Raw genomic sequence first — 20,973 nt, forward strand, 5'->3', positions numbered from 1 at the left:
GGGGCGGTCATCCCTTGACCGCCCCCGCGGTGAGTCCCTCGAGCAGCTGCTTGCGCAGCAGGATGAACACGAGGATGGTCGGGATGGAGGCGAGCACGGCTCCCGCGAGCACGAGGTCGTACGAGCGGTTCTCGGAGGCGAACAGGATGTTCAGTCCGAGGGGGAGCGTGTATTGATTCTGATCCGAGATGAGCACCAACGGCCAGAGGAAGCTGTTGTAGGTCTGCAGAAAGCTCCAGACCGCCAGCGCACCGAGCGAAGGGCGGAGGAGCGGCAACACGATGCGCCAGAACGTGCCGAACTCGGTCGTACCGTCGATTCGCGCGGCCTCGATGATGTCGTCGGGGATCGACTGCACGATGAACTGCTGCATCATGAAGATTCCGAAGGCCGGAGCGACCCACGGGACGATCAGCGAGAACCACGGCGTCGACAGGCCCGACTTCACGACGAGGATGAACAGTGGCACGAGGATGACGGCGAAGGGGATCGACAACGAGCTGAACATGATCGTGAACAGCACCCGGCGCCCGCGGAAGCGGAACTTCGCGAAGCCGTACCCCGCGAGCGCGCAGACGAACACCGAGACCACCGTCGCGATCAGCGCGGTGCCGACGCTCATGCCGAACCACGCGAAGAACGGCTGCGTGCCGAGCAGGTTCGCGTAGTTCTCACCGGTGATGGGATCCGGGATCAGCCGGGGCGGGGTCTCGAAGATGTCGCCGCGGCCCTTGAAGGATCCGCTGATCGCCCAGACGAGCGGGGCGATGAAGACGACGACGAGCGCGATGAGCGTCGCGTAGAGCAGGCCGCGGCGCACGCGCGCGGCGGGGGTCGTGATGGTCACTGGTCCCTCCCGATGCCGAGAATGCGGTTGAGCGCCTGGCTCACGATGAAGACGACGGCGAACAGAACGACACCGGCGGCCGCCGCATATCCGAACTGCTGGCGCTCGAACGCGGCGCGGAAGATGAACATGGCGACGCTGAGCGTCGATTCGCCGGGACCGCCCTTGGTGAGCAGGTAGGGCTCGTCGAACAGCTGGGCGGCGCTGATGAAGCTCGTCACGACCACGAAAGCGGCGACGGGGCGGATGGACGGCAGGGTCACGGTCGTGAAGGTGCGCCAGCGGCCGGCACCGTCGAGCGCTGCGGCCTCGTAGAGCTCCTTCGGCACGTTCTGGAGTGCCGCGAGGAAGAAGATCGTCAGGTAGCCGACCGTGCGCCACAGCAGCACGAAGCCGATGGCGAACTTCGCGATCATGGGGTCGCCGAGCCAGTCGACATTGGGCAGGCCGAAGAGCGCGTGCAAGGACGCGTTCAGCAGGCCGTAGTCGCGGTCGAGAATGAGGCTGAAGATCAGCGCGATCACGATGGGCGAGATGACCATGGGCACGAAGTAGGCGACGCGGAAGGCGTCGCGGAACTTCAGACCCTGCGCGTTCAACCCCTGCGCGACGAGCAGCGAGACGGGCACGACGATGATCACGGCGATCAGCGTGTAGATGCCCGAGTTGACGAGTGCGCCGCCGAAGCTGGTGTCACGTGCGAGATCGAGATAGTTGTCGAAGCCGATGAACGTCGGTGCGCCGATGCCGACCCATTCGGTCGTCGACAGCACGATCGCCGCGAACACCGGCACGATCATGAAGAGCGCGTAGAGCAGATAGAACGGAGCGATGAAGAGGTACGGGGCGGCGCCGCCGCGCAGATTGCGCCCGCCGTGCCTGCGGCGCAGGTTCTTCGGGAGGACGGTGAGTTCGGTGTGCGTCGACATCATCCTCGTGCCTGCCCTCGGAAGTCGTGAGCCGCGTCGGCGAGCGCCTCCGCGGGGGAGACCTGGCCGCGGTAGGCGCGGAGCAGGTGACCGGAGAGAACGGTGTCCATGATCGGCTTGTTCTCGCTCTGGTGGACGGCCGGGGCCTCGTCGATGATGTCGCGGTACACCTCGAAGAGCCGCTGGCCGCCGAAGAACTCGTCCTCGAGGGCGATCAGCTCCTGCGACTCGTACACGGAACGCAGCGTCGGCAGGTAGCCCATCGCCTTGTAACGGGAGACCTGCTGCTCCTTGTCGAGGTACGTCGAGGTGATCAGCTGCACCCCGGCCTCCGTTGCGGGCTTGTTGCGCAGGGCGGCGAAACCCGTGCCGCCGCCCGCGCCGGTGCGCCCGCCGCCGGAGGCGAAACGGGGCAACGGCGCGATGCGCCACGCGCCGGCCTGCTCGGGCGCGCTCGGCTGGATCCCGTATGTGGAGTACCACGACGGCATGTTGACTCCGAGGATCTTGCCGGACTTCAGACCGCTCTGCATGCCGGGACCGTACATGTCGGACACCGTCGCGATCGCACCGGACTGCACGCCTGCGGAGAGCATCGTGAGCGTTTCGACGGCCTCGGGGGTATCGATCGTCGCTCGGCCCGACTCGTCGAACAGGTCGGCGCCCCGCTGAAGCAGGTGCACGTGGAACGTCTGCACGGTTCCGCCGGGATCGCTCGTCGCGATGGCGCCGAGCGAGACTCCCTCGGCGGCGGCGAGTTTCTCGCCGGCCGCGAGGAAGTCATCCCAGGTCTCGAACGTGCCCGGCAGCCCGAGACGCTCGAACTCGTCCGCCCGGTGGTAGTACACCGTCATCGGGGTGTCGGAGTCGAGTGCGTAGAGCTTGCCGTCCTTGCTGAAGGGCGCGCGCCGCGCCGCGATCAGGTCATCGCCGAAGGGGGCGACGGCGTCGCTCAGGTCGACGAGAAGCTCGGGCGCGATGTTGCCGCGGAGCGTGCGCGAGAACGCGCCGATCTCGAGGCCGACGACGTCGGGCGTGCCCGTTCCGGCGACGGCCTGCGCGATGAGCTTGGTCACGATGTCGGCCGCGCCGGCCTTCGTGACGTGGATGTCGTAGGCGAACGGACTCGCCTTCTCGGCGAGTGGGACGGCCTCGGTGAAGAACTTCACATAGGCATCGTCGTGCGTCCAGAACGAGAGGTCGACTGCGCCTGAGGCGATGGGCGCCGTCGAACGTGGCGCGCAGCCGGTGAGTCCGGCGAGCAGGGCGAGGCCCCCGGCGCCGGCCGCGAGCCGAAACAGCCCGCGCCTCGAGAGAGTGGGGGATTCTGGCGTCATCTAGTGCTCCTGACTACGTTGTCATATTGCAATGGAGGGTGTGGGAGGAAAAAGGGCCTATCGGGGCGCGCTGGAGGCGCGCACGACGAGCCGTGAGGGAAGCGGGTCGGGCGGAGCGCCCGGCACGGATCCATCGAGTCGCGCGAGAAGCTCGCGCATGCCCACGCGGGAGACCGCGCGGAAGTCTCGCTGCACCGATGACAGCGGGGGCGTGAGGAACTCCGCGACATCGAGGTCGTCGAAACCGACGAGGGCGACGTCGATGCCCGTGCGGAGGCCCGCATCGTGGATCGCGCTCATCGCGCCGATCGCCATCTGGTCATTCGCGACGAACACCGCGCGCGCGCCGCGGTCGAGGAGCTCGCGCATGGCCGCAACGCCGGAACGCGGCGACCAATCGCCCGCGATCGGATCCGGCACCTCCGCCCCGGCGGCCTCGAGCGCGTCCCGCCAGCCGCGGATCCGGCTCCGGCTCGCGAGCCAGTTCGTTGGGCCGCAGATGTGATCGACGCGCGGTGCGAACCCGAGCAGGTGCCGTGTGGCCTCGCGGGCGCCCGCGACCTCGTCGCTCGACGCGAGAAATTCGCGCGCGGATGAGGTGACGGGCTCGCTGTTGAACGTCAGGACTTCGATGCCGTCGGGCACGTCGATGAGGCGTCCGCCGAAGTCCTGCGGCTCGGAAACGATGATCGCCTCGGCGCCCTGGCTCACGAGGGAGTCGACGGCGTCCTGGATCTCGCGGCCGCCGCCGGGCGCCGTGCTGACGATGCTCAGCGCATATCCGGCGCGCCGTGCCTCGTCTTCCACACCCGCGAGAACCGAGACGGGCCCGTGAAGCGTCGTGCCACCCATCGTCACGACTCCGATGCGGTGCGATCGGCGGGTGACGAGCGCCCGTGCGGCATGGTTCGGGCGGAATCCGAGCGTGTCGATCGCATGTTGCACGCGATCCCGCACCTCGTCGGTGACATAGGGCTCATCGTTCACCACGCGCGACACGGTCTTCTGCGAGACGCCGGCGGCGCGCGCGACATCGACCATCGAGACGCGGCGAGCGCGCGGCGACGATGTCGGCATGGGGGAACCTCCCTGTTCGAAACTGACGATAGGGCACTCTGACAACGTAGTCAATCTCGTTCGGTTCCGAGGTTCGCGCGCCGGCCGCATACGATGGCCGTGTGACTGACGCGTTCAACCCGCCGCGCCCCTGGACCGCCTCATACGCCCCCGGAGTCCCTGAGGACCTCGACCCGATGAGCGGATCCCTGATGGACCTCGTTCGAGACTCGGCCGCCGCGCACCCTGACGCACCCGCGCTGGAGTTCTTCGGCAGGGTGACGAGCTACCGCGAGCTGAACGAGGCGATCGAGCGCGCCGCGGCGGGCCTGTACGCGCAGGGTGTGCGCAAGGGTGATCCCGTTGCGCTCGTGCTTCCGAACTGCTCCCAGCACATCGTGGCCTTCTATGCCGTGCTGCGCCTCGGCGCGATCGTCGTCGAGCACAACCCGCTCTATACGCCGCGCGAGTTGCGCAAGCAGTTCGAGGACCACGGCGCGAAGCACGCGATCGTGTGGAGCAAGGTCGCGAAGACGATTCAGGAGTTTCCGAAGGACCTCGCCGTCTCGTCGTTGATCTCGGTCGACATCACCCGTGGAATGCCCGGGTACATGCGTGCGGCGCTGTCGCTGCCGATCCCGAAGCTCAGGGCTCAGCGCGAGCAACTGACCGAGCGCGTGCGCGGCGCCGTGGGCTGGGAGTCGATCGTGGGCTACGCGCCGATCGGATCCGATGTGCCCGCGCCGACGACGGACGACATCGCGGTCATCCAGTACACGAGCGGCACGACGGGCGACCCCAAGGGGGCGACACTCACGCACCGCAACCTGCTGGCGAACGCCGCCCAGGCGCGGGCGTGGACGCCCGCCGTCTCGAACGGCGAGGGCACCGTGGTCTACGCGGTGCTGCCGATGTTCCACGCCTACGGCCTGACGCTCTGCCTGACATTCGCGATGTCGCGGGCGGCGCGCCTTGTGCTCTTCCCGAAGTTCGACCCGGACATGGTGCTGAAGGTCACGCAGAAGCACCCCGCGACGGTGCTGCCGGCCGTGCCGCCGATCGCCGAGCGCCTGCTGCGTCGCGCCCAGGAGCGCGGCATCTCGCTCGAGGGCACCGGCATCGGCGTCTCGGGCGCCATGGCCCTCGACGACGCGCTCGTCGTGCCGTGGGAGGCCGAGACGAAGGGCATGCTCGTCGAGGGATACGGCCTCAGCGAGTGCTCGCCCGTGCTGATCGTGAACCCCGTGTCGGACAGGCGCAAGGCGGGCACGATCGGGCTGCCGCTCCCCGGCACCGAGGCGCGCGTCGTGGATCCGGACAACCCGACGGTCGACGTCGCGCCGGGCGAGGCGGGCGAGCTGCTCGTGCGCGGCCCGCAGGTCTTCAGCGGCTACTACGGGCGACCGGAGGAGACCGAGAAGGTCTTCGTCGGCGACTGGTTCCGCACGGGCGACATCGTCGTGATGGACGACGAGGGCTTCTTCAAGGTCGTCGACCGCATCAAGGAACTCATCATCACGGGCGGGTTCAACGTCGCCCCGACCGAGGTCGAGATCGCGCTGCGCCAGCACCCCTCCATCGAGGACGCGGCCGTCGTCGGCCTGCCCTCGGCGGAGCACGGCGAGGAGGTCGTCGCGGCGGTCGTGCTCGACGGCGACCCGAAGTTTGACCCCGAGGAGGTGCGCGCCTTCGTGAAGAACGTGCTCACCCCGTACAAGGCGCCGCGCCGCTTCGTCGTCGTCGACGAGCTGCCGAAGTCGCTGATCGGCAAGGTCATGCGCCGCGAGGTGAAGCAGCTGCTGCTGGACTCTTAGGCCGCGCGGCCGGCGATCGGGGCGAGCGCGTTGCGGATTGCGACGAGCTGATCGATCGACAGCCCCGTCGCCGCCGCGACCTGGGGAGGCACGTCGATCGCCTTCTCGCGGAGCGCCTGCCCCTCGGGCGTGAGCGTGATGTCGAGACGGCGCTCGTCGCCGGCGCGGCGCTCGCGGCTCACGAGCCCCTGCGACTCGAGGCGCTTGACGAGCGGCGATGCGGTCGCCGGATCCATCGCGATCTCGTCCGCGAGATCGGTGAGCGAGCGCGGTGTGCGCTCCCAGAGCGCCAGCATGACGAGGTACTGCGGGTGCGTGAGCCCGAGCGGCGTGAGGATCGGGCGATAGGCCGATACGACGTTGCGGGCCGCCGTCACGAGCGCGAAGCACAGCTGGTTCTCTAGGAGGAGCATCTCGTCGGTCATGTGGGTAGTCTAACCCGCAAATAGTTAGTACACTAATGGTTATGGCACAGAAGAAGCCGTTACGCGAAAGAATCCGTGAGGCAGGCGGCCTCTACCTCTACATCAACACGCGCCTGATCAAATACGCCGGCCCGGCATCGCGCGGGCCCTACGGTCCGGGCAAGGAACTGCCGTGCGGTCACTGCGGGCGCCCGAAGGACGAACACACGGTCGGCGCCGACGGAGCCCTGCTCTGTCCGCGAACCCCAGAGGCAGACGCGTAGACTGGGGGAGTGTCTGAAATCACCCCCGATCTCGTGCGCCATCTCGGTGTGCTCGCCAGGATCCAGCTGTCCGATGAAGAGGTGACCACCCTCACCGGCGAACTCGACGCGATCGTGTCGAGCATCGCCGAGGTGAGCGAGGTCGCCACGAGCGATGTGGTGGCGACGAGCCACCCGGTCCCGCTCGTGAACGTGTTCCGTGAGGACGTCCCCGGCGACATGCTGTCGGTCGACGAGGCCCTCAAGAACGCGCCGGACCACGACGGATCGCGCTTCCGCGTGACCGCGATTCTCGGAGAGGAGCAGTGATGAGCGACCTGATCAAGCTCTCCGCCGCGGAGCTCGCGGCAAAGCTCGGCGCGGGCGAGGTCTCGAGCGTAGAGGCCACGCAGGCCCACCTCGACCGCATCGCCGCCGTTGACGGCGACATCCACGCCTTCCTGCACGTCAACCAGGGTGCGCTGGACGCCGCCCGGTCGATCGACGAGCGCCGCGCCTCTGGCGAGGAGCTGCACGAGCTGGCCGGCGTGCCGCTCGCGGTGAAGGACGTGCTCGTCACGACCGACATGCCGTCGACCTCGGCGTCGAAGATCCTCGAGGGCTACATGTCGCCCTACGACGCGACCGTCGTCGCGAAGTCGCGCGAGGCGGGCCTCGTGCCCCTCGGCAAGACCAACATGGACGAGTTCGCGATGGGCTCGTCGACCGAGTTCTCGGCGTACGGCCCGACCCACAACCCGTGGGATCTCGACCGCATCCCCGGCGGATCCGGCGGCGGCTCGGCCGCGGCGGTCGCGGCCTTCGAGGCGCCCCTCGCCCTCGGATCCGACACCGGCGGATCCATCCGCCAGCCCGCGCACGTGACCGGCACCGTCGGCGTGAAGCCGACCTACGGCGGCGTCAGCCGCTACGGCTCGATCGCGCTCGCCTCGAGCCTCGACCAGGTCGGCCCCGTCTCGCGCACCGTGCTCGACTCTGCGCTCCTGCACGACGTCATCGGCGGCCACGACCCGCACGACGCGACGAGCCTGACGACCGAGTGGCCGTCGTTCGCCGCCGCGGCCCGCGAGGGCGCGTCGGGCGAGGTCCTGAAGGGCCTCAAGGTCGGCCTCGTCAAGGAGCTGCACGGCTTCTCGAAGGGTGTCGACGACTCGTTCCAGTCGGCCGTGAAGAAGCTCGAGGCAGCGGGTGCCGAGGTCGTCGAGATCAGCGCCCCGCACTTCAAGTACGCCACCGCCGCGTACTACCTGATCCTCCCCGCCGAGGCATCGAGTAACCTCGCGAAGTTCGACTCGGTGCGCTTCGGCCTCCGCGCCGACGTGCCCGGCACGGTCGAGGACGTCATGTCGGCGACGCGCGACGCGGGCTTCGGCCCCGAGGTCAAGCGCCGCATCATCCTCGGCACCTACGCCCTGTCGGCCGGCTACTACGACGCTTACTACGGCAGCGCGCAGAAGGTCCGCACGCTGATCCAGCAGGACTTCGCGAACGCGTTCGCGCAGGTCGACGTCATCGCGACGCCCGCCGCGCCCACCACGGCGTTCAAGCTGGGCGAGAAGCTCGACGACCCGCTGGCGATGTACGCGAACGACCTCGCGACGATCCCGGCGAACCTCGCGGGCATCCCCGGCATCACGCTGCCATCGGGCCTCTCGGCCGAGGATGGGCTGCCGGTCGGCATCCAGTTCCTCGCGCCGATCTACGAAGACGCTCGCCTGTACCGCGTGTCGGCCGCGCTCGAGACGCTCCTCGTCGAGGAGTGGGGCGGTCCGCTGCTCGACAAGGCACCCGCATTGAACGGAGGGGCGCGCTGATGGCGAAGCTCATGGACTTCGACAAGGCACTCGAGATGTTCGAGCCGGTTATCGGCCTCGAGGTGCACGTCGAGCTCAACACCAAGACGAAGATGTTCTCGGCCGCCGGTAACCCGGCGAACGAGGAGTTCCACGACGCCGAGCCGAACACGCTCATCGCGCCCGTCGACCTGGGCCTCCCGGGCTCGATGCCGGTCGTGAACGCCGAGGCGATCCGCAGCTCGATCAGCCTGGGCCTCGCGCTCGGCTGCTCGATCGCGCCGTCGAGCCGCTTCGCGCGCAAGAACTACTTCTACCCCGACCTGGGCAAGAACTACCAGATCAGCCAGTACGACGAGCCGATCGCGTTCGAGGGCTCGGTCGAGGTCGAGCTCGAGGACGGCGAGATCATCGTCGTGCCGATCGAGCGCGCGCACATGGAGGAAGACGCCGGCAAGCTCACGCACGTCGGTGGATCCTCCGGCCGCATCCAGGGCGCGTCGAGCTCGCTCGTCGACTACAACCGCGCGGGCGTGCCGCTCGTCGAGATCGTCACGAAGCCGATCTTCGGCACCGAGCACAAGGCGCCCGAGGTGGCGAAGGCCTACCTCGCGACGATCCGCGACATCGCGCGCGGCCTCGGCATCAGCGAGGCGCGCATGGAGCGCGGCAACATCCGATGCGACGCCAACGTGTCGCTGCGCCCCCGTGGCGCGGAGAAGCTCGGCACCCGCACCGAGACGAAGAACGTCAACTCGATGCGCTCGGTCGAGCGCGCGGTCCGCTACGAGATCCGCCGCCAGGCCGCGATCCTCGCCGACGGCGGATCCATCACGCAGGAGACCCGTCACTGGCACGAGGACACGGGCGAGACCTCGCCCGGCCGTCCGAAGTCGGACGCCGACGACTACCGCTACTTCCCGGAGCCCGACCTGCTTCCCGTCGCGCCCAGCGAGGAGCTGATCGAGGAGCTTCGCGCGAAGCTTCCCGAGGCGCCGGCCGCGAAGCGTCGCCGCCTGAAGGGCGAGTGGGGCTTCACCGACCTGGAGTTCCAGGACGTCGCGAACGCGGGCCTCACCGACGTCGTCGAGCAGACGATCGCCGCGGGCACGACGGCAGCGGCCGCGCGCAAGTGGTGGACGGGCGAGATCGCCCGCGTCGCGAACGCCGAGGGCCGCGAGGCCTCCGACCTCGTGACCCCCGCGCACGTCGCCGAGCTGCAGCAGCTCGTCGACGCGGGCACGCTGACCGATAAGCTCGCGCGCCAGGTGCTCGAGGGCGTCATCGCGGGCGAGGGATCCCCGCAGCAGGTCGTCGACACGCGCGGCCTCGCGGTCGTGTCGGACGACGGCGCGCTCATCGCGGCGATCGACGAGGCGCTCGCGTCGCAGCCCGACGTGCTCGAGAAGATCAAGAGCGGCAAGGTGCAGGCCGCCGGCGCCGTCATCGGTGCCGTCATGAAGGCGATGAAGGGCCAGGCCGACGCGGCCCGCGTCCGCGAGCTCGTCCTGGAGCGCGCGCAGGCCTAAGCCTCACCCGAGTAAGTCCCCACGCCCCGACCGGGCGTGGGGACTTCTCGTTCTGGGAGAATAGAGACGTGAGCAAGCAGGACGGGTCGGGCAGGCTCTACTCGCCGCCCGGGGCGGACGACACGGGGGCGAACTTCCTGCACGTCGACATGGACGCGTTCTTCGTCGCGGTCGAGACCCTCGACGATCCCTCGCTCAAGGGCAAGCCCGTCGTCATCGCCCACCGCGACGGGCGCTCGGTCGTCTCGAGCGCGTCGTACGAGGCGCGCCGCTACGGCGTGCGCTCGGCGATGCCCCTCGGCATGGCGCTGCAGAGGTGCCCTCACGCCGTCGTCGTGCCGCCCACATTCGACCGCTACCGCGAGACGTCGGCGCAGGTGATGGAGGTCTTCCGCAGCATCACGCCGCTCGTCGAGCCGCTGTCGATCGACGAGGCGTTCCTCGACGTGCGCGGGGTGCGCAGGCTCTGGGGATCCCCGGGCGAGGTTGCATCCCTCATCCGGCGCCGCGTGAAGGAAGAGATCGGCATCACGTGCAGCGTCGGGGGCGCGGCGACGAAGCACGTCGCGAAGATGGCGTCGACGGCCTCGAAGCCGAACGGCCGCCTCATTATCCCGGCCGCGCGCACGCAGGAATTCCTGGATCCGCGACCCGCCGGATCCCTGTGGGGCGTCGGGCCGAAGGCCGCGGAGGCGCTCGCGGGGCGCGCGATCCACACGATCCGCGACATCCGCGAGACGCCCGTCGAGGTGCTCGCGCGCGTGCTCGGGGCGACGCAGGCGCAGCGTATCCACGAGCTCGCGAACGGGCTCGACGCGCGCGGCATCGAGACGGAGCGGGTCGAGAAGAGCGTGTCGCACGAGGAGACGTTTTCGAACGATGTCTCGGACATCGCTTTCCTGAACGCGGAGGTGCTGCGGCTCGCCGATAGGGTCGCGGTGCGGCTGCGCCGGGGCGGGGTTGAGGCCTCGGGCGTCGCGATCAAGCTGCGCTTCGCCGATTTTCAGACGATCACGCGCTCGCAGGCGCTCTCCGAGCCGACGGCGGTCGGGCAGCGCATCGGCCAGGTCGCTCGGGAGCTCCTCGCGAGCGTCGACATGCGCGCGGCGGTGCGGCTCATCGGGGTGCGCGCGGAGCGGCTCGTGCCGGCCGGATCCGCGGCGCTCGCCCTCTGGGACGACGACGGCGAGTGGAAGCAGGTCGAGGGCGCGCTCGACGTGCTCAGCGAGAAGTTCGGCACCGGATCCGTGACCCGCGCGGCCTTCCTGAACTCGGACCAGAGGCGACCTCCGGAACGCCCGCCCGAGGAGAGCGACTGAGAAGGTACGCTGAAGTCATGCCCAACATCGCGATGGAACTCGGAAAGATCAGCGGCAACCTCGGTGTGACCGCTGCCTACGGCGAGCAGCAGGATCTCGACGGCGTGAAGGTTCTGCCGGTCGCCGCGACCTGGTCGGGCTTCGGCGGCGGCAGCGACGAGTCCGGCAATGGCGGCGGTGGCGGTGGCGGATTCTCGCTGCCCATCGGCGCGTACATTCGCCGCGGCAGCGAGTTCCGCTTCGCGCCGAACCCCGTGACGCTGGTCGCGGTGCTCGTGCCGTTCGTGTGCGTCGCCGGACGCGCGCTCGGCTACGTCATCAAGTGCCTCAAGAAGCGTCGCTGAACGCCCTTGATTCGGCCGCGTTCGACCGTGTGGTCGACGCGGCCGTTCGCGCGCTCCGGGCGGATCCGCGGGGCCGCGTCGTCATCGACGGCCGCAGCGGCGCGGGGAAGACGACGCTCGCGCGGCGCGTCGCGGAGCTCGCGGGCGCGCGGCTCGTGTCGCTCGACGAGTTCTATGAGGGCTGGGCCGGTCTCGCGGGCGCGACGGCCGTGACCGCGCGCCTCGTCGCGGCGCACGCCGATGGATCCGTGGGTACCTACCACCGGTGGGACTGGGAGCGCGACGAATTCTCGGCGCGCGAGGCGTCGGTGGATCCGTCGGTTGCCCTCGTGATCGAGGGGTGCGGGGCGCTCTCGGCCGAGGCGTCCCGGTGCGCGACGGTGTCGATCTGGATCGACGGCGACGCCGCCGTCCGGAAACACCTTGCGCTCACGCGCGACGGCGACTCTTTTGCGCCCTATTGGGACATGTGGTCGGCGCAGGAGGACGAGCACATCCGGGCGAATGCGCCCGAGAGCATCGCTCAGCTCTCGTTCTCGGCGACCTGAATAAGGCCCTCGAGGCGGTAACCGAGCCACTCGTAGAGGCCGTAGGCGGGGTCGTCCTCGTCGTGCTCGGCGCCGTCGGCAATGCCGAGGCGGCTCGCGAGCACGAGGCGCACGGCCGAGAGTGTGCGAAGCCAAGGCTCGAGGTCGGCGATCGAGACGTCGACGGGGGAGAGGGCCTCGTTGACCGACGCCGACTCGATGCGTGCGAGATCGGCGGCGACGATCGCGGCGTCGTGCGCGCGGCGGCCGAGGAGATCGTCGCGGGTGACGCGGCGGAACTCGCGCGACGCGTCCGCGTCGTCGGGGTAGACGTCGGGGGTGAGCCGGTCGACGGCGGGGTCGCCGCTCTCGCCCTCGGAGTTTTCGACGAGGGCCTGAAACTGGCCGACGAGGTCGGCGAGGTGGGCGGCCTCCACGCGGGTGAGGGTGAAGATCACGTGGGTCACTGGGGTGCCTTTCGAACGGTCGCCCAGAGGCCATAGTCGTGCATGGCCTGGGCGTGCAATTCCATCTGCTCGCGGGCACCCTCGGCGACGACCGCGTGGCCGTCGTGGTGCACCTCGAGCATGCGCTTCGTCGCGATGTCATGCGAGAAGCCAAAGTATTCGCGGAAGACCCGCACGACGTAGCTCATGAGGTTGACGGGGTCATCCCACACGACCGTCTGCCACGGCACGTCCGGCGCGACCTCGAGGCGCTCGTCGACCTCGGGGTTCGTGAGGGTGGTCATGCCCACCCCATCTCGTGCAGCTGGTCGTCGTCGATGCCGTAAAAGTGTGCGATCTCGTGGACGAGCGTCGTGTGCACCTCGTCGCGCAACTCGTCGAGCGTCTCGCACTGCTCGAGGTGCGGCTCGCGGTAGACGATGATGCGGTCGGGCAACTCGCCCATGCCGTACGACCCGCGGTCGGTGACGGCGACGCCGTCGTAGAGCCCGAGCAGGTCGAGCGAGCCATCCTCGGGGCGGTCCTCGACGACGAAGATCACGTTGTCGAGCCCGTCGACCATGTCATCCGGAAGCTGATCCAGCTCCTCGATAACGAGCGCCTCGAACTCTTCCGCATTCATGCCTCTACTCTATCGATCGCGCGCTGACCCGTTTCTGCGGAGTTGGCCCGATACTGCGGAGAATTCGGGGTAGTTCTTCCGCAGTTCGGGGTCAGCTCCGCAGTTGCGGATCCGGCCGGGCGCGGATCGCCGACCGTGGCTCGGGCGCGCGCTGGTCCGGATCCGCGGAGATGGCCCCTTGCTGCGGAGGATTTGGGGGAGCTTATCCGCAGTTCGGGGTTAGCTCCGCAGTTGCGGACCCGGCCGGGCGCGGATCGCCGACCGTGGCTCGGGCGCGCGCTGGTCCGGATCTGCGGAGGTGGCCCAGTAGTGCGGAGAATTTGGGGTGGTTCTTCCGCAGTTTGGGCCCATTTCCGTATTTGTGGATCCAGCCGGGGTTGCTTGTCGGCTGCGACGCGCGCGGTGGTCCGTAAGTGCGGGGGTGGGCCCATACTGCGGAGGATTCTGGGTAGTTCTTCCGCAGATTGGGGTCATATCCGCACTTGGGGGTCCGGTCGGGTGCGGCTCGTCGACCGTGGCTCGGGCGCGCGGCGGTCCGGATCCGCGGAGGTGGTCCCATACTGCGGAGGATTCTAGGTAGTTCTTCCGCAGATCGGGGGCACGTCCGCACTTGGGGATCCGGCCGGGCGCGGATCGCCGACCGTGGCTCGGGCGCGCGCTGGCCCGGATCCGCGGAGATGGCCCCTTGCTGCGGAGCGCCGGGGGTGGTTCTTCCGCAGTTTGGGGTCAGCTCCGCAGTTGCGGGGCGGGTTAGATGCGGCCGCGGAGGTATTCGTCGACCGACATGCTCGACGCGGCGGCGCGTGCGCGCAGCGTGTCGAGCTCGCTCTGGGAGAGCGAGATCGTGAGGCGCACCAGCGGATCCTCGTCGAGCGCATCGAAGAGCGTCGGCTGCGCGGCGCGCGCGGGCGCGGGTGCGGATCCCGAATCGACCGATCCGGTAGGCCCGGCGGGCGCGGCTCCGCGAGACCCGGCCACCCCGGATCCGGCGGGCGTCGCCCCGGATCCGGCGGTCTCGGTACCGGCGGATCCAGGGCCCGCGGCCCCGGCGAAGCCCGGGCCGCTCTTCACCGGGGTGTGCTTCTGGTACGCCTGGGCGGCGCCATTGGCGCGGGTGTCGGCGGCCTCGTTAAGGGGGTGCCCGGCGTGTCCCTTGACCCACTCGAAGCGCACGCGGCGGCCCTGCATGGCCTCGTCGAGGGCCTTCATAATCTCGAGGTTCAGGACGGGCTTGCCGTCGGCCTTCTTCCAGCCCTTCTTCTTCCAGCCGGGCATCCACTTGGTGATCGAGTCGATGACGTAGCGGCTATCGCAGTGGATGAGCAGGTCGTCACTTGTGTGGGCGGTGGCGCGCAACAGCTCGAGCACGGCGGTCAGCTCGCCGATGTTGTTGGTGCCGTGGGGAGCACCGCCGGCGGCCCAGCTGTCGTCGTCGATGTACCACGCCCAGCCCATGGGACCGGGGTTACCGAGGGCGGATCCGTCTGCGGCAGCGATGATGGTCATCCGTCCATCCTAGATTTCGTATCAGTGATAGTTGCAGTGATACACCTCAAGCGTTAACATTGCTATGTGCCTAAGAGAACAGTGATACTCGATCGGGCGGCCGAGCTGCTCGCGACCTCCCCGTCGGGCGATGTGTCCACGCGCGCCGTCTGCGAGGCGGCCGGCGTGACGCAACCCGTGCTCTACCGGCTCTTTGGCGACAAGGACGGGCTGCTCTCGGCCGTCGCCGACCACGTGTGGGAGCAGTACCTCGCGGGAAAGCGCGCGGCGGTCCCCGGATCCGATGTGCTCGCCGACCTGCGCGCCGGGTGGGACAACCACACGGCGTTCGCGCTCGCGCACCCGCATGCCTACCGGCTGGTGTTCGGATCCGCGCTCTCGGCCGAACCGGCCGCGATCGCCGAGGCGATGCGGCTGCTCGGCGAGGTGACCGAGCGCCTCGCGTCCGAGGGGCTGCTGCGGGTCTCGCCCGAGGAGGCCGCGCGCGTCATCATGGCCGCCAATAGCGGCGTCGCGCTCGGCATGATCCTGCGCCCGACGGAGTACCCGGAGGGTGCGTCGGAGGAGGTGCGCGAGGCGACGATCCGGGGGATCCTCGCGGGCGACGCGGTCGCGGATCCGGTGGCCGTCGCGGTCGCGACGCTGCGCAGCCGGGTGCGCGGGGGCGATGCCGCGGATACCTTTACCGCGGCCGAGGCTGCGCTCATCGACGAATGGCTCGGGCGCCTTACGAGAACGGGGAGTGGAACATGAGCAATACATCCGACATGCGGGTCGCGCTGGTGACGGGCGGATCCGGCGGCATCGGCCGCGCGGTCGTGCGGCGCCTGCTCGCCGACGGCTTTGCGGTGGCCGTGCACTATTCCGGAAACAGGGCGGCGGCAGAGCAGGTCGTTGCGGAGTCTGAGGGGCGCGCCATCGCGGTCGGGGGAGACGTCGCCGACGAGGGCGCGATGCTCGCGGTCTTCGACGAGGTCGAGCGCGCGTTCGGCGGCATCGACGTCGTGATCAATACGGCGGGCATCATGATCCTCGGCCCCGTCGCCGAGTATTCGCTCGCTGACTTCGACCGCGTCATGCGCACGAACGTGCGCGGCACCTTCGTCGTTGCGCAACTGGCGGCGCGGCGAGTCCGCGAGGGCGGGGCGATCGTCATGTTCTCGACGACCGTGACGCGCACCCACCTGCCGAACTACGGCGCGTACGTCGCGAGCAAGGGTGCCGTCGAGGCGCTGACGCTGACGCTCGCCCGCGAGCTGCGCGGCCGAGACATCACGGTGAACGCCGTCGCGCCGGGCCCGACGGTGACGCCGCTGTTCCTCGAGGGCAAATCGGAGGAGCTGCTGCAGAAACTCGCGAAGGCGGCGCCGCTCGAGCGGCTGGGAGAGCCCGAAGACATCGCGGAGACGGTGGCGCACCTCGCGGGCCCCGCGCGCTGGATCAACGGCCAGACCATCTTCGCCAATGGCGGGTTGGCATAGGGGCTTCGCGTGTCGGAGCTCGCGAGTATCGTGGCGCACGCCAGGTACATACGACGAAGGAGTAACGCATGACCGCAGTTCCCGCGCCCATTCAGGCGATGATCGACGCAACCAATGCCGGCGATAGCGACGCGTTCGTTGCCGCCTTCACCGACGACGGTTACCTCAACGATTGGGGCCGCGAGTTCCGCGGCGCGGCCGAGCTGCGCTCGTGGGACTCGACCGACAACATCGGCAAGCAATCGCACTTCGAGGCCGTGTCGGTCGACGACCACGGCGACGGCGAGTATGTCGTCGTGCTCACGGTCAGCGGCAACGGGTTCAACGGCACGGGCCCGATGACGTTCCAGGTGGAGGGAGACAAGCTCTCGCGCATGGTCATCACCCCGCACTGACCAGGGGTCCGTGACAGGATCGGGGGATGGACGTCTCGACCCTGATGGCCGGCCCGCGCGGTCGCCGCTTCCTGCTGGAGTTCGCCGTGACGAGCGAGCGCCGCTCGGGCGGGCATGCGCTGAGCCACGCGGTCTTCGAGGCCGACCGGGCGCTGGACCCGGAACCGGATCGTGGCGCGCGGTACGTCGCGCTCGTGGGGGACGCGCCGGAGGAAAGCGACGCGCGGGGCGAGGGCGGCGTGCCCGCGGAAGCCGACGTGCCGGACGAGAGCGGCGTGCCCGCGGAAGCCGACGCGCCCGGCTCCGCCGAGCCCTCGTTCGGTGAGGTCGCGCCTCGACCGGAACCAATCCACGCGCGTTACCTCACCACGGCCAAGTCCCTCGCCACCACGGCCGCCAAGGCCCTCACCGCGACGCCGCTCGTTGATGCGACCTGGGCCTCGCTGCGCGGCCCGCTCGCGGACGCCGTTGACTTTGCCCGATACTGGCAGCCCCCGGAGGGAACCGACGTGCTCCTCACCCGTGAGGAGATGCGGACGCCGCTCGAGCGCGTGGCCCGGCACCTCCTCACGTCAGGCGCGCTCGACTGGTGGACCCGCAGCGCGGCGGACAGCGAACAGGTGGCGATGAGCTGGGAAGACGAGGGCCCGGCGACACCGCTCGGCGGTGCCCACCCGTCGCTGGCCGAGAACCGGACGACGGTGACCGAGGCGGAGCGGAGGCTCGCCCGCCGCGCGCCGGCGGATCCGGTGGAAGCGGGGAGCGGCGAATGGTGGTCGGCTCCGAGCTGGCCCCTATGGTTGCCGCAGTCCGCGGGGCTCGCGCCGGACGGGAGCCCGATCGCGGCGCATCTCGTCGAGGACGCCTTCGGATGGGAGCGCGGTATGGGCAACCGCCTCGTGGTTCCGGAGGGCGTGCGCGTATACGAGATTGGCGGTGCGCACGACTGGGCGGAGCTCTGCCGGCGGTTCCCGCTCGAGGTCACGCACCACAAGCGCGGCGACTGGTTCCACACGACGGGCCGCGATGGTGCCTGGGTGATCCCGGACTGGGCCGAGGTCGCGATGGAGTATGACGGCGTGCACCTGAGTATCGTCGGCTACCTCGAGGCCGCGGGCCGCGCCCTCGTCGTCGACGCGCGTGCGTGCACGGTGCTGGCGGGCTGGGATCCCGATACGACGTACTGGTTCACGGCCGACGTGCGATACGTCGGCGAGCCCCGAACGTGGATCCAGCGAGCGTCCGACCTCGACTACTGGTGGGAGCCCGCGGAAGGCTGAGGCGGCCGCGAGGCCACCCCAGCCTGGCTAGGCGAGGCCCGCCGCGAGCTCGGCGAAGACCTCGTCGGCCGAGTCGAGCGTCGCGAGCGGCGCGCCCTGGCCGAGCCACAGCGATTGCAGCTCGCCGAGGTTCTGCTGCCCCGCCGGGGCGCGGAACTTTCCGGTGAGCCAGTTCTGCGTCGGGAAGGGCGCGATCATGCCGCCCGCCTCGATCGCGCGCACGGCACGGTTGCGCACGCCGCGGCTGAGGCGTCCGCTCATCGCACGTGTGAGCACGCTCTCGTCGGCAGCGGTGGTGCGGATCGCCTCGCGATGGGCGTCGTTTGCCGCCGACTCGCGGGTCGCGAGGAAGGCGGTGCCGACCTGCACGCCCTGCGCGCCGAGCGCGAGCGCAGCGGCCACGCCGCGCCGGTCGGACACGCCGCCGGCCGCGATCACCGGGGCGCGCACCGCGTCGACGACCTGCGGCACGAGCGCGAAGGTGCCGACGAGCGACTCCTCCGCGGGCTTCAGGAACGACACCCGGTGGCCAGCGGCCTCGGATCCGCTCGCGACGATCGCGTCGACGCCCGCCTCATCGAGTGCGACCGCCTCCGCGACCGTCGTCGCGGTGCCGATCACACGGATCCCGCGGCCGTGCGCCTCGCCGACGAGATCGTCGGACGGCACGCCGAAGACGACGCTGAGTACGGCCGGGGCCGCCTCCCAGATCGCCTCGAGCTGCTCGTCGAGGGACGGCATGTACGACTCGGGCCGCGCGGGAGGCTCCACCCCGACCGCGGCGTAGAAGGGCTCGAGGGCCTGGGCGAACGCCATGTGCTGTGCGCTCGGGGTGGCCTCGTCGCCCATCGGGAGCCAGATGTTGAGCGTGTACGGCTTGTCGGTCGCGGCGGCGAGCTCGGTGGCGGTCTTGCGGATCCGGTCGCCGTCGTACCCGTACAGGCCGTACGCGCCGAGACCGCCGGCCTCGCTCACCGCCGTCGTCAGCGCGACGGAGGAGAGGCCCCCGAACGCGCCGAGCAGGATGGGGCGATCGATGCCGAGGACCTCGGTGAGGGCACTCACGACTCAGGCGCCGTACTCGTAGAAGCCGCGCCCGGTCGCGACGCCGAGGTAGCCCTTGTCGATGTACTCAGTCTTGAGGCGCTCGGCGAACTCGCGCTTGACGGGGTTCTCGCTGTCCTTGCCGAGGTTGTACGGCGTCATCATGCCGATGACGTCGAGCATCTGGAACGGGCCGACGGGCGCGCCCGTCGCGGTGCGCCAGGTCAGGTCGATCGTCTCAATGTCGGCGACACCGCGGACCCACAGGTCGGCAGCCGCGTCGAGGAGCGGCACGAGGAGCGAGTTCACGACGTAGCCGGGCTGCTCCTTCTTCACGCGGATCGCGATCATGCCGATCTCCTCGGCGAAGACGGCGACCTGCTCGAAGATCTCGGGGTCGGTCTGGTCCTGCGCCATGACCTCGCCGGTGTTGTTGCGCCAGATCTCGTTCGCGAAGTGCAGCGCGAGGAACTTCGACGGGCGGTCGACGGCGCTCACGATGTCGCTCGGCAGGAGCGTCGACGAGTTCGTCGCGAAGATCGTCTTCTCGGGGGCGGCGGCCGAGACCTTCTGCCACGTGTCGCGCTTGATGTCGAGGCGCTCGGGAACGGCCTCGATCACGATGTCGGCGTCCGCGACGGCGTCGGCGAGGTCGCTCGTCGCGCGGATCCGCGACACGGCGGCGTCGAGCTTGTCGGGCGTGGCATCGGGAAGGTCGCGCAGGTAGAGCGGCTTCAGCTGTTCCCACCGCTCGGGGAGCTTCGCGATGATCTCGTCGCTGATGTCGTACGCGACGACATCCTTACCCGAGTATGCCGACTGGAAGATGATCTGGGATCCGAGCACGCCCGTACCGAGCACAGTCACCTGCTGCATTTCTGCCTTCTCTCTGGAGGAATTGGATACCTCCATTCTGCTCCTGCGAGAGTGCCCCGGCGCGGGTTCTCGTTACTCCGGCCAGCGCGCCGTGTAGGGCGCCTCGAGGCTCGCCCGCTCCTCGGCGGTGAGGTGGATGTCGAGCGACGCGATGGCGTCGGACAGGTGGTGCGGCTTCGTCGCCCCAACGATGGGGGCCGTGATGCCGGGCGCCTCGTTCACCCATGCGAGCGCGACCCGCGCGCGGGACACCCCGCGGGCGTCCGCGATCGCGCCGACGGCGTCGGCGATCTTCCTGTCTGCGTCCTCGTTCTGCTGGTAGAGGCGCTGCAGGAGGAGGTCGGATCCGGCGCGGTCGCCCGCGTCCTGCCACGGGCGCGTGAGGCGGCCGCGGGCGAGTGGGCTCCACGGCGTGAGGGCGATGCCGTCGTTGATCGACAGCGGGATCATCTCGCGCTCGTCCTCGCGGGTGATGAGGTTGTACTGGCTCTGCATCGACACGAACGGCGCCCAGCCCTCGGCGCGCTGGATGCCGAGGGCGGTCGCGAACTGCCACGCCGCCATCGACGAGGCGCCGATGTAGCGGGCCTTGCCCGAGCGCACGACGTCGTTGAGCGCCTCGAGCGTCTCGCGCAGAGGGGTGTTCTCGTCGAAGCGATGAATGATGTAGAGATCGACGTAGTCGGTGCCGAGGCGGCGCAGGCTGTTGTCGATCTCCTGCATGATGGCCTTGCGCGAGAGTCCGCGCTTGTTGGGGCCCTCGCCCATCGCCATGTAGACCTTCGTCGCGAGCACGATCTCGTCGCGATCGGCGTAGTCGCGCAGCGCCCGCCCCACGATCTCCTCGCTGTGACCCAGCGAGTACATGTTCGCGGTGTCGAAGAAGTTGATGCCCTTCTCGACGGCCTCGCGGATGAACGGGCGGCTCGCGTCCTCGTCGAGGGTCCAGCCGTGGGATCCGCGGTCCGCGTCGCCGTAGCTCATGCAGCCGAGGGCGATGGGTGACACGTACATGCCGGTGTTGCCGAAGCGGCGGTACTCCATGGTTCTCCTTGAGATCGTCTCCGCCGATGCTATCGGCGGCGGGCGCCACGGCACGCGGCGTGTGACGCCGCATGA

The 20,973-nt window shown here is 69.5% G+C and carries 24 protein-coding genes; 12 read left to right on the forward strand and 12 right to left on the reverse strand.

What is annotated here, in order from left to right; all coding sequences use genetic code 11:
• Positions 1-7: 7 nt before the first annotated feature.
• From DTO57_RS02065 to DTO57_RS02080, 4 genes are read right to left on the reverse strand one after another with little or no spacing between them, the layout of a single operon-like run.
• Positions 8-847 carry a carbohydrate ABC transporter permease gene (locus tag DTO57_RS02065; RefSeq protein WP_114116556.1) on the reverse strand — a complete coding sequence of 280 codons (840 nt, stop codon included), beginning with the start codon at positions 845-847 and terminating at the stop codon, positions 8-10.
• Positions 844-1,779: a carbohydrate ABC transporter permease gene (locus DTO57_RS02070; RefSeq protein ID WP_222843215.1), complete on the reverse strand. Its 936-nt coding sequence runs from the start codon at positions 1,777-1,779 to the stop codon at positions 844-846. The genes DTO57_RS02065 and DTO57_RS02070 overlap by 4 nt, the downstream gene beginning before the upstream one ends.
• Entirely contained in the window at positions 1,776-3,113 is a 1,338-nt protein-coding gene (locus DTO57_RS02075) for an ABC transporter substrate-binding protein (protein WP_114116558.1), read from the reverse strand. Before DTO57_RS02075 ends, DTO57_RS02070 begins: the two co-directional genes overlap by 4 nt.
• 57 nt (positions 3,114-3,170) lie before the next feature.
• A complete protein-coding gene (locus tag DTO57_RS02080) occupies positions 3,171-4,190 on the reverse strand; it encodes a LacI family DNA-binding transcriptional regulator (RefSeq protein ID WP_114116559.1) in 1,020 nt (339 codons plus the stop codon).
• A 101-nt stretch (positions 4,191-4,291) separates the two neighbouring features.
• Between DTO57_RS02080 and DTO57_RS02085 the strand changes: the two genes are divergently transcribed.
• Positions 4,292-5,983, forward strand: a complete 1,692-nt coding sequence (locus DTO57_RS02085; protein ID WP_114116560.1) for a long-chain-fatty-acid--CoA ligase — start codon at positions 4,292-4,294, stop codon at positions 5,981-5,983.
• On the opposite strand, the gene DTO57_RS02090 is transcribed toward DTO57_RS02085, so the two are convergent.
• Complete coding sequence (locus tag DTO57_RS02090; RefSeq protein WP_114116561.1) at positions 5,980-6,408, reverse strand: MarR family winged helix-turn-helix transcriptional regulator; 429 nt, start codon at positions 6,406-6,408, stop codon at positions 5,980-5,982. The genes DTO57_RS02085 and DTO57_RS02090 overlap by 4 nt on opposite strands.
• Positions 6,409-6,449: 41 nt before the next feature.
• On the opposite strand from DTO57_RS02090, the gene DTO57_RS14280 reads away from it, so the two are divergent.
• From DTO57_RS14280 to DTO57_RS02120, 7 genes are all read left to right on the forward strand, one after another.
• Positions 6,450-6,671, forward strand: coding sequence for a hypothetical protein (locus tag DTO57_RS14280; RefSeq protein WP_162785621.1), 222 nt, complete (start codon positions 6,450-6,452; stop codon positions 6,669-6,671).
• Positions 6,672-6,680: 9 nt separating this feature from the next.
• Positions 6,681-6,980: an Asp-tRNA(Asn)/Glu-tRNA(Gln) amidotransferase subunit GatC gene (gene gatC / locus DTO57_RS02095; RefSeq protein ID WP_114116562.1), complete on the forward strand. Its 300-nt coding sequence runs from the start codon at positions 6,681-6,683 to the stop codon at positions 6,978-6,980.
• The gene (gene gatA, locus DTO57_RS02100) at positions 6,980-8,485 is read left to right on the forward strand and encodes an Asp-tRNA(Asn)/Glu-tRNA(Gln) amidotransferase subunit GatA (RefSeq protein ID WP_114116563.1); all 1,506 of its coding nucleotides are present in this window, start codon (positions 6,980-6,982) and stop codon (positions 8,483-8,485) included. Before gatC ends, gatA begins: the two co-directional genes overlap by 1 nt.
• Positions 8,485-9,993, forward strand: coding sequence for an Asp-tRNA(Asn)/Glu-tRNA(Gln) amidotransferase subunit GatB (gene gatB / locus DTO57_RS02105; protein WP_114116564.1), 1,509 nt, complete (start codon positions 8,485-8,487; stop codon positions 9,991-9,993). The genes gatA and gatB overlap by 1 nt, the downstream gene beginning before the upstream one ends.
• A gap of 68 nt (positions 9,994-10,061) precedes the next feature.
• Complete coding sequence (dinB, locus tag DTO57_RS02110; RefSeq protein WP_114116565.1) at positions 10,062-11,312, forward strand: DNA polymerase IV; 1,251 nt, start codon at positions 10,062-10,064, stop codon at positions 11,310-11,312.
• 17 nt (positions 11,313-11,329) lie between these two features.
• On the forward strand, positions 11,330-11,656 hold the full coding sequence (locus tag DTO57_RS02115) for a hypothetical protein (protein ID WP_114116566.1): 327 nt from the start codon (positions 11,330-11,332) through the stop codon (positions 11,654-11,656).
• A complete protein-coding gene (locus tag DTO57_RS02120; protein WP_162785622.1) occupies positions 11,635-12,204 on the forward strand; it encodes a nucleoside/nucleotide kinase family protein in 570 nt (189 codons plus the stop codon). The genes DTO57_RS02115 and DTO57_RS02120 overlap by 22 nt, the downstream gene beginning before the upstream one ends.
• Here DTO57_RS02120 and DTO57_RS02125 read toward each other — a convergent pair.
• From DTO57_RS02125 to DTO57_RS02140, 4 genes are all read right to left on the reverse strand, one after another.
• Positions 12,180-12,650, reverse strand: coding sequence for a DUF2017 family protein (locus DTO57_RS02125; protein ID WP_229730333.1), 471 nt, complete (start codon positions 12,648-12,650; stop codon positions 12,180-12,182). The two genes, DTO57_RS02120 and DTO57_RS02125, sit on opposite strands and share 25 nt — an antisense overlap.
• Positions 12,647-12,934: an ATP-dependent Clp protease adapter ClpS gene (clpS, locus tag DTO57_RS02130; RefSeq protein WP_114117251.1), complete on the reverse strand. Its 288-nt coding sequence runs from the start codon at positions 12,932-12,934 to the stop codon at positions 12,647-12,649. Before clpS ends, DTO57_RS02125 begins: the two co-directional genes overlap by 4 nt.
• Positions 12,931-13,272, reverse strand: coding sequence for a metallopeptidase family protein (locus DTO57_RS02135; RefSeq protein WP_114116569.1), 342 nt, complete (start codon positions 13,270-13,272; stop codon positions 12,931-12,933). The genes clpS and DTO57_RS02135 overlap by 4 nt, the downstream gene beginning before the upstream one ends.
• Positions 13,273-14,022: 750 nt before the next feature.
• The gene (locus tag DTO57_RS02140; protein WP_114116570.1) at positions 14,023-14,778 is read right to left on the reverse strand and encodes a ribonuclease H family protein; all 756 of its coding nucleotides are present in this window, start codon (positions 14,776-14,778) and stop codon (positions 14,023-14,025) included.
• Between the two features lie 66 nt (positions 14,779-14,844).
• Here DTO57_RS02140 and DTO57_RS02145 point away from each other — a divergent pair, with 66 nt between their 5' ends.
• The 4 genes from DTO57_RS02145 (at position 14,845) to DTO57_RS02160 (ending at position 17,934) form a co-directional block, all read left to right on the forward strand.
• Positions 14,845-15,531, forward strand: a complete 687-nt coding sequence (locus tag DTO57_RS02145; RefSeq protein ID WP_222843216.1) for a TetR/AcrR family transcriptional regulator — start codon at positions 14,845-14,847, stop codon at positions 15,529-15,531.
• Positions 15,528-16,259 carry an SDR family oxidoreductase gene (locus DTO57_RS02150; protein ID WP_114116572.1) on the forward strand — a complete coding sequence of 244 codons (732 nt, stop codon included), beginning with the start codon at positions 15,528-15,530 and terminating at the stop codon, positions 16,257-16,259. Before DTO57_RS02145 ends, DTO57_RS02150 begins: the two co-directional genes overlap by 4 nt.
• A 68-nt stretch (positions 16,260-16,327) precedes the next feature.
• Positions 16,328-16,654: a nuclear transport factor 2 family protein gene (locus DTO57_RS02155; RefSeq protein WP_114116573.1), complete on the forward strand. Its 327-nt coding sequence runs from the start codon at positions 16,328-16,330 to the stop codon at positions 16,652-16,654.
• Between the two features lie 26 nt (positions 16,655-16,680).
• Positions 16,681-17,934: a hypothetical protein gene (locus DTO57_RS02160; protein ID WP_114116574.1), complete on the forward strand. Its 1,254-nt coding sequence runs from the start codon at positions 16,681-16,683 to the stop codon at positions 17,932-17,934.
• 27 nt (positions 17,935-17,961) lie between these two features.
• Here DTO57_RS02160 and DTO57_RS02165 read toward each other — a convergent pair whose 3' ends face one another.
• From DTO57_RS02165 to DTO57_RS02175, 3 genes are all read right to left on the reverse strand, one after another.
• Positions 17,962-18,999, reverse strand: a complete 1,038-nt coding sequence (locus DTO57_RS02165) for an NAD(P)H-dependent flavin oxidoreductase (RefSeq protein WP_114116575.1) — start codon at positions 18,997-18,999, stop codon at positions 17,962-17,964.
• Between the two features lie 3 nt (positions 19,000-19,002).
• Entirely contained in the window at positions 19,003-19,854 is an 852-nt protein-coding gene (locus tag DTO57_RS02170; protein ID WP_114116576.1) for a 3-hydroxyacyl-CoA dehydrogenase, read from the reverse strand.
• Positions 19,855-19,926: 72 nt separating this feature from the next.
• Complete coding sequence (locus DTO57_RS02175) at positions 19,927-20,898, reverse strand: aldo/keto reductase (protein ID WP_114116577.1); 972 nt, start codon at positions 20,896-20,898, stop codon at positions 19,927-19,929.
• Positions 20,899-20,973 lie beyond the last annotated feature (75 nt).

This window comes from Microbacterium sorbitolivorans (genome assembly GCF_003327285.1).
Classification (GTDB): domain Bacteria; phylum Actinomycetota; class Actinomycetes; order Actinomycetales; family Microbacteriaceae; genus Microbacterium; species Microbacterium sorbitolivorans.

Excerpts from the sequence above, each read along its gene's own strand:
- DTO57_RS02070 (WP_222843215.1), bottom strand. The coding sequence starts at position 1,779 with ATGATGTCGACGCACACCGAACTCACCGTCCTCCCGAAGAACCTGCGC.
- DTO57_RS02075 (WP_114116558.1), bottom strand. The coding sequence starts at position 3,113 with ATGACGCCAGAATCCCCCACTCTCTCGAGGCGCGGGCTGTTTCGGCTC.
- DTO57_RS02080 (WP_114116559.1), bottom strand. The coding sequence starts at position 4,190 with ATGCCGACATCGTCGCCGCGCGCTCGCCGCGTCTCGATGGTCGATGTC.
- DTO57_RS02090 (WP_114116561.1), bottom strand. The coding sequence starts at position 6,408 with ATGACCGACGAGATGCTCCTCCTAGAGAACCAGCTGTGCTTCGCGCTC.
- DTO57_RS14280 (WP_162785621.1), top strand. The coding sequence starts at position 6,450 with ATGGCACAGAAGAAGCCGTTACGCGAAAGAATCCGTGAGGCAGGCGGC.
- gatA (WP_114116563.1), top strand. The coding sequence starts at position 6,980 with ATGAGCGACCTGATCAAGCTCTCCGCCGCGGAGCTCGCGGCAAAGCTC.
- gatB (WP_114116564.1), top strand. The coding sequence starts at position 8,485 with ATGGCGAAGCTCATGGACTTCGACAAGGCACTCGAGATGTTCGAGCCG.
- DTO57_RS02115 (WP_114116566.1), top strand. The coding sequence starts at position 11,330 with ATGCCCAACATCGCGATGGAACTCGGAAAGATCAGCGGCAACCTCGGT.
- clpS (WP_114117251.1), bottom strand. The coding sequence starts at position 12,934 with ATGACCACCCTCACGAACCCCGAGGTCGACGAGCGCCTCGAGGTCGCG.
- DTO57_RS02135 (WP_114116569.1), bottom strand. The coding sequence starts at position 13,272 with ATGAATGCGGAAGAGTTCGAGGCGCTCGTTATCGAGGAGCTGGATCAG.
- DTO57_RS02140 (WP_114116570.1), bottom strand. The coding sequence starts at position 14,778 with ATGACCATCATCGCTGCCGCAGACGGATCCGCCCTCGGTAACCCCGGT.
- DTO57_RS02150 (WP_114116572.1), top strand. The coding sequence starts at position 15,528 with ATGAGCAATACATCCGACATGCGGGTCGCGCTGGTGACGGGCGGATCC.
- DTO57_RS02155 (WP_114116573.1), top strand. The coding sequence starts at position 16,328 with ATGACCGCAGTTCCCGCGCCCATTCAGGCGATGATCGACGCAACCAAT.
- DTO57_RS02160 (WP_114116574.1), top strand. The coding sequence starts at position 16,681 with ATGGACGTCTCGACCCTGATGGCCGGCCCGCGCGGTCGCCGCTTCCTG.
- DTO57_RS02170 (WP_114116576.1), bottom strand. The coding sequence starts at position 19,854 with ATGCAGCAGGTGACTGTGCTCGGTACGGGCGTGCTCGGATCCCAGATC.
- DTO57_RS02175 (WP_114116577.1), bottom strand. The coding sequence starts at position 20,898 with ATGGAGTACCGCCGCTTCGGCAACACCGGCATGTACGTGTCACCCATC.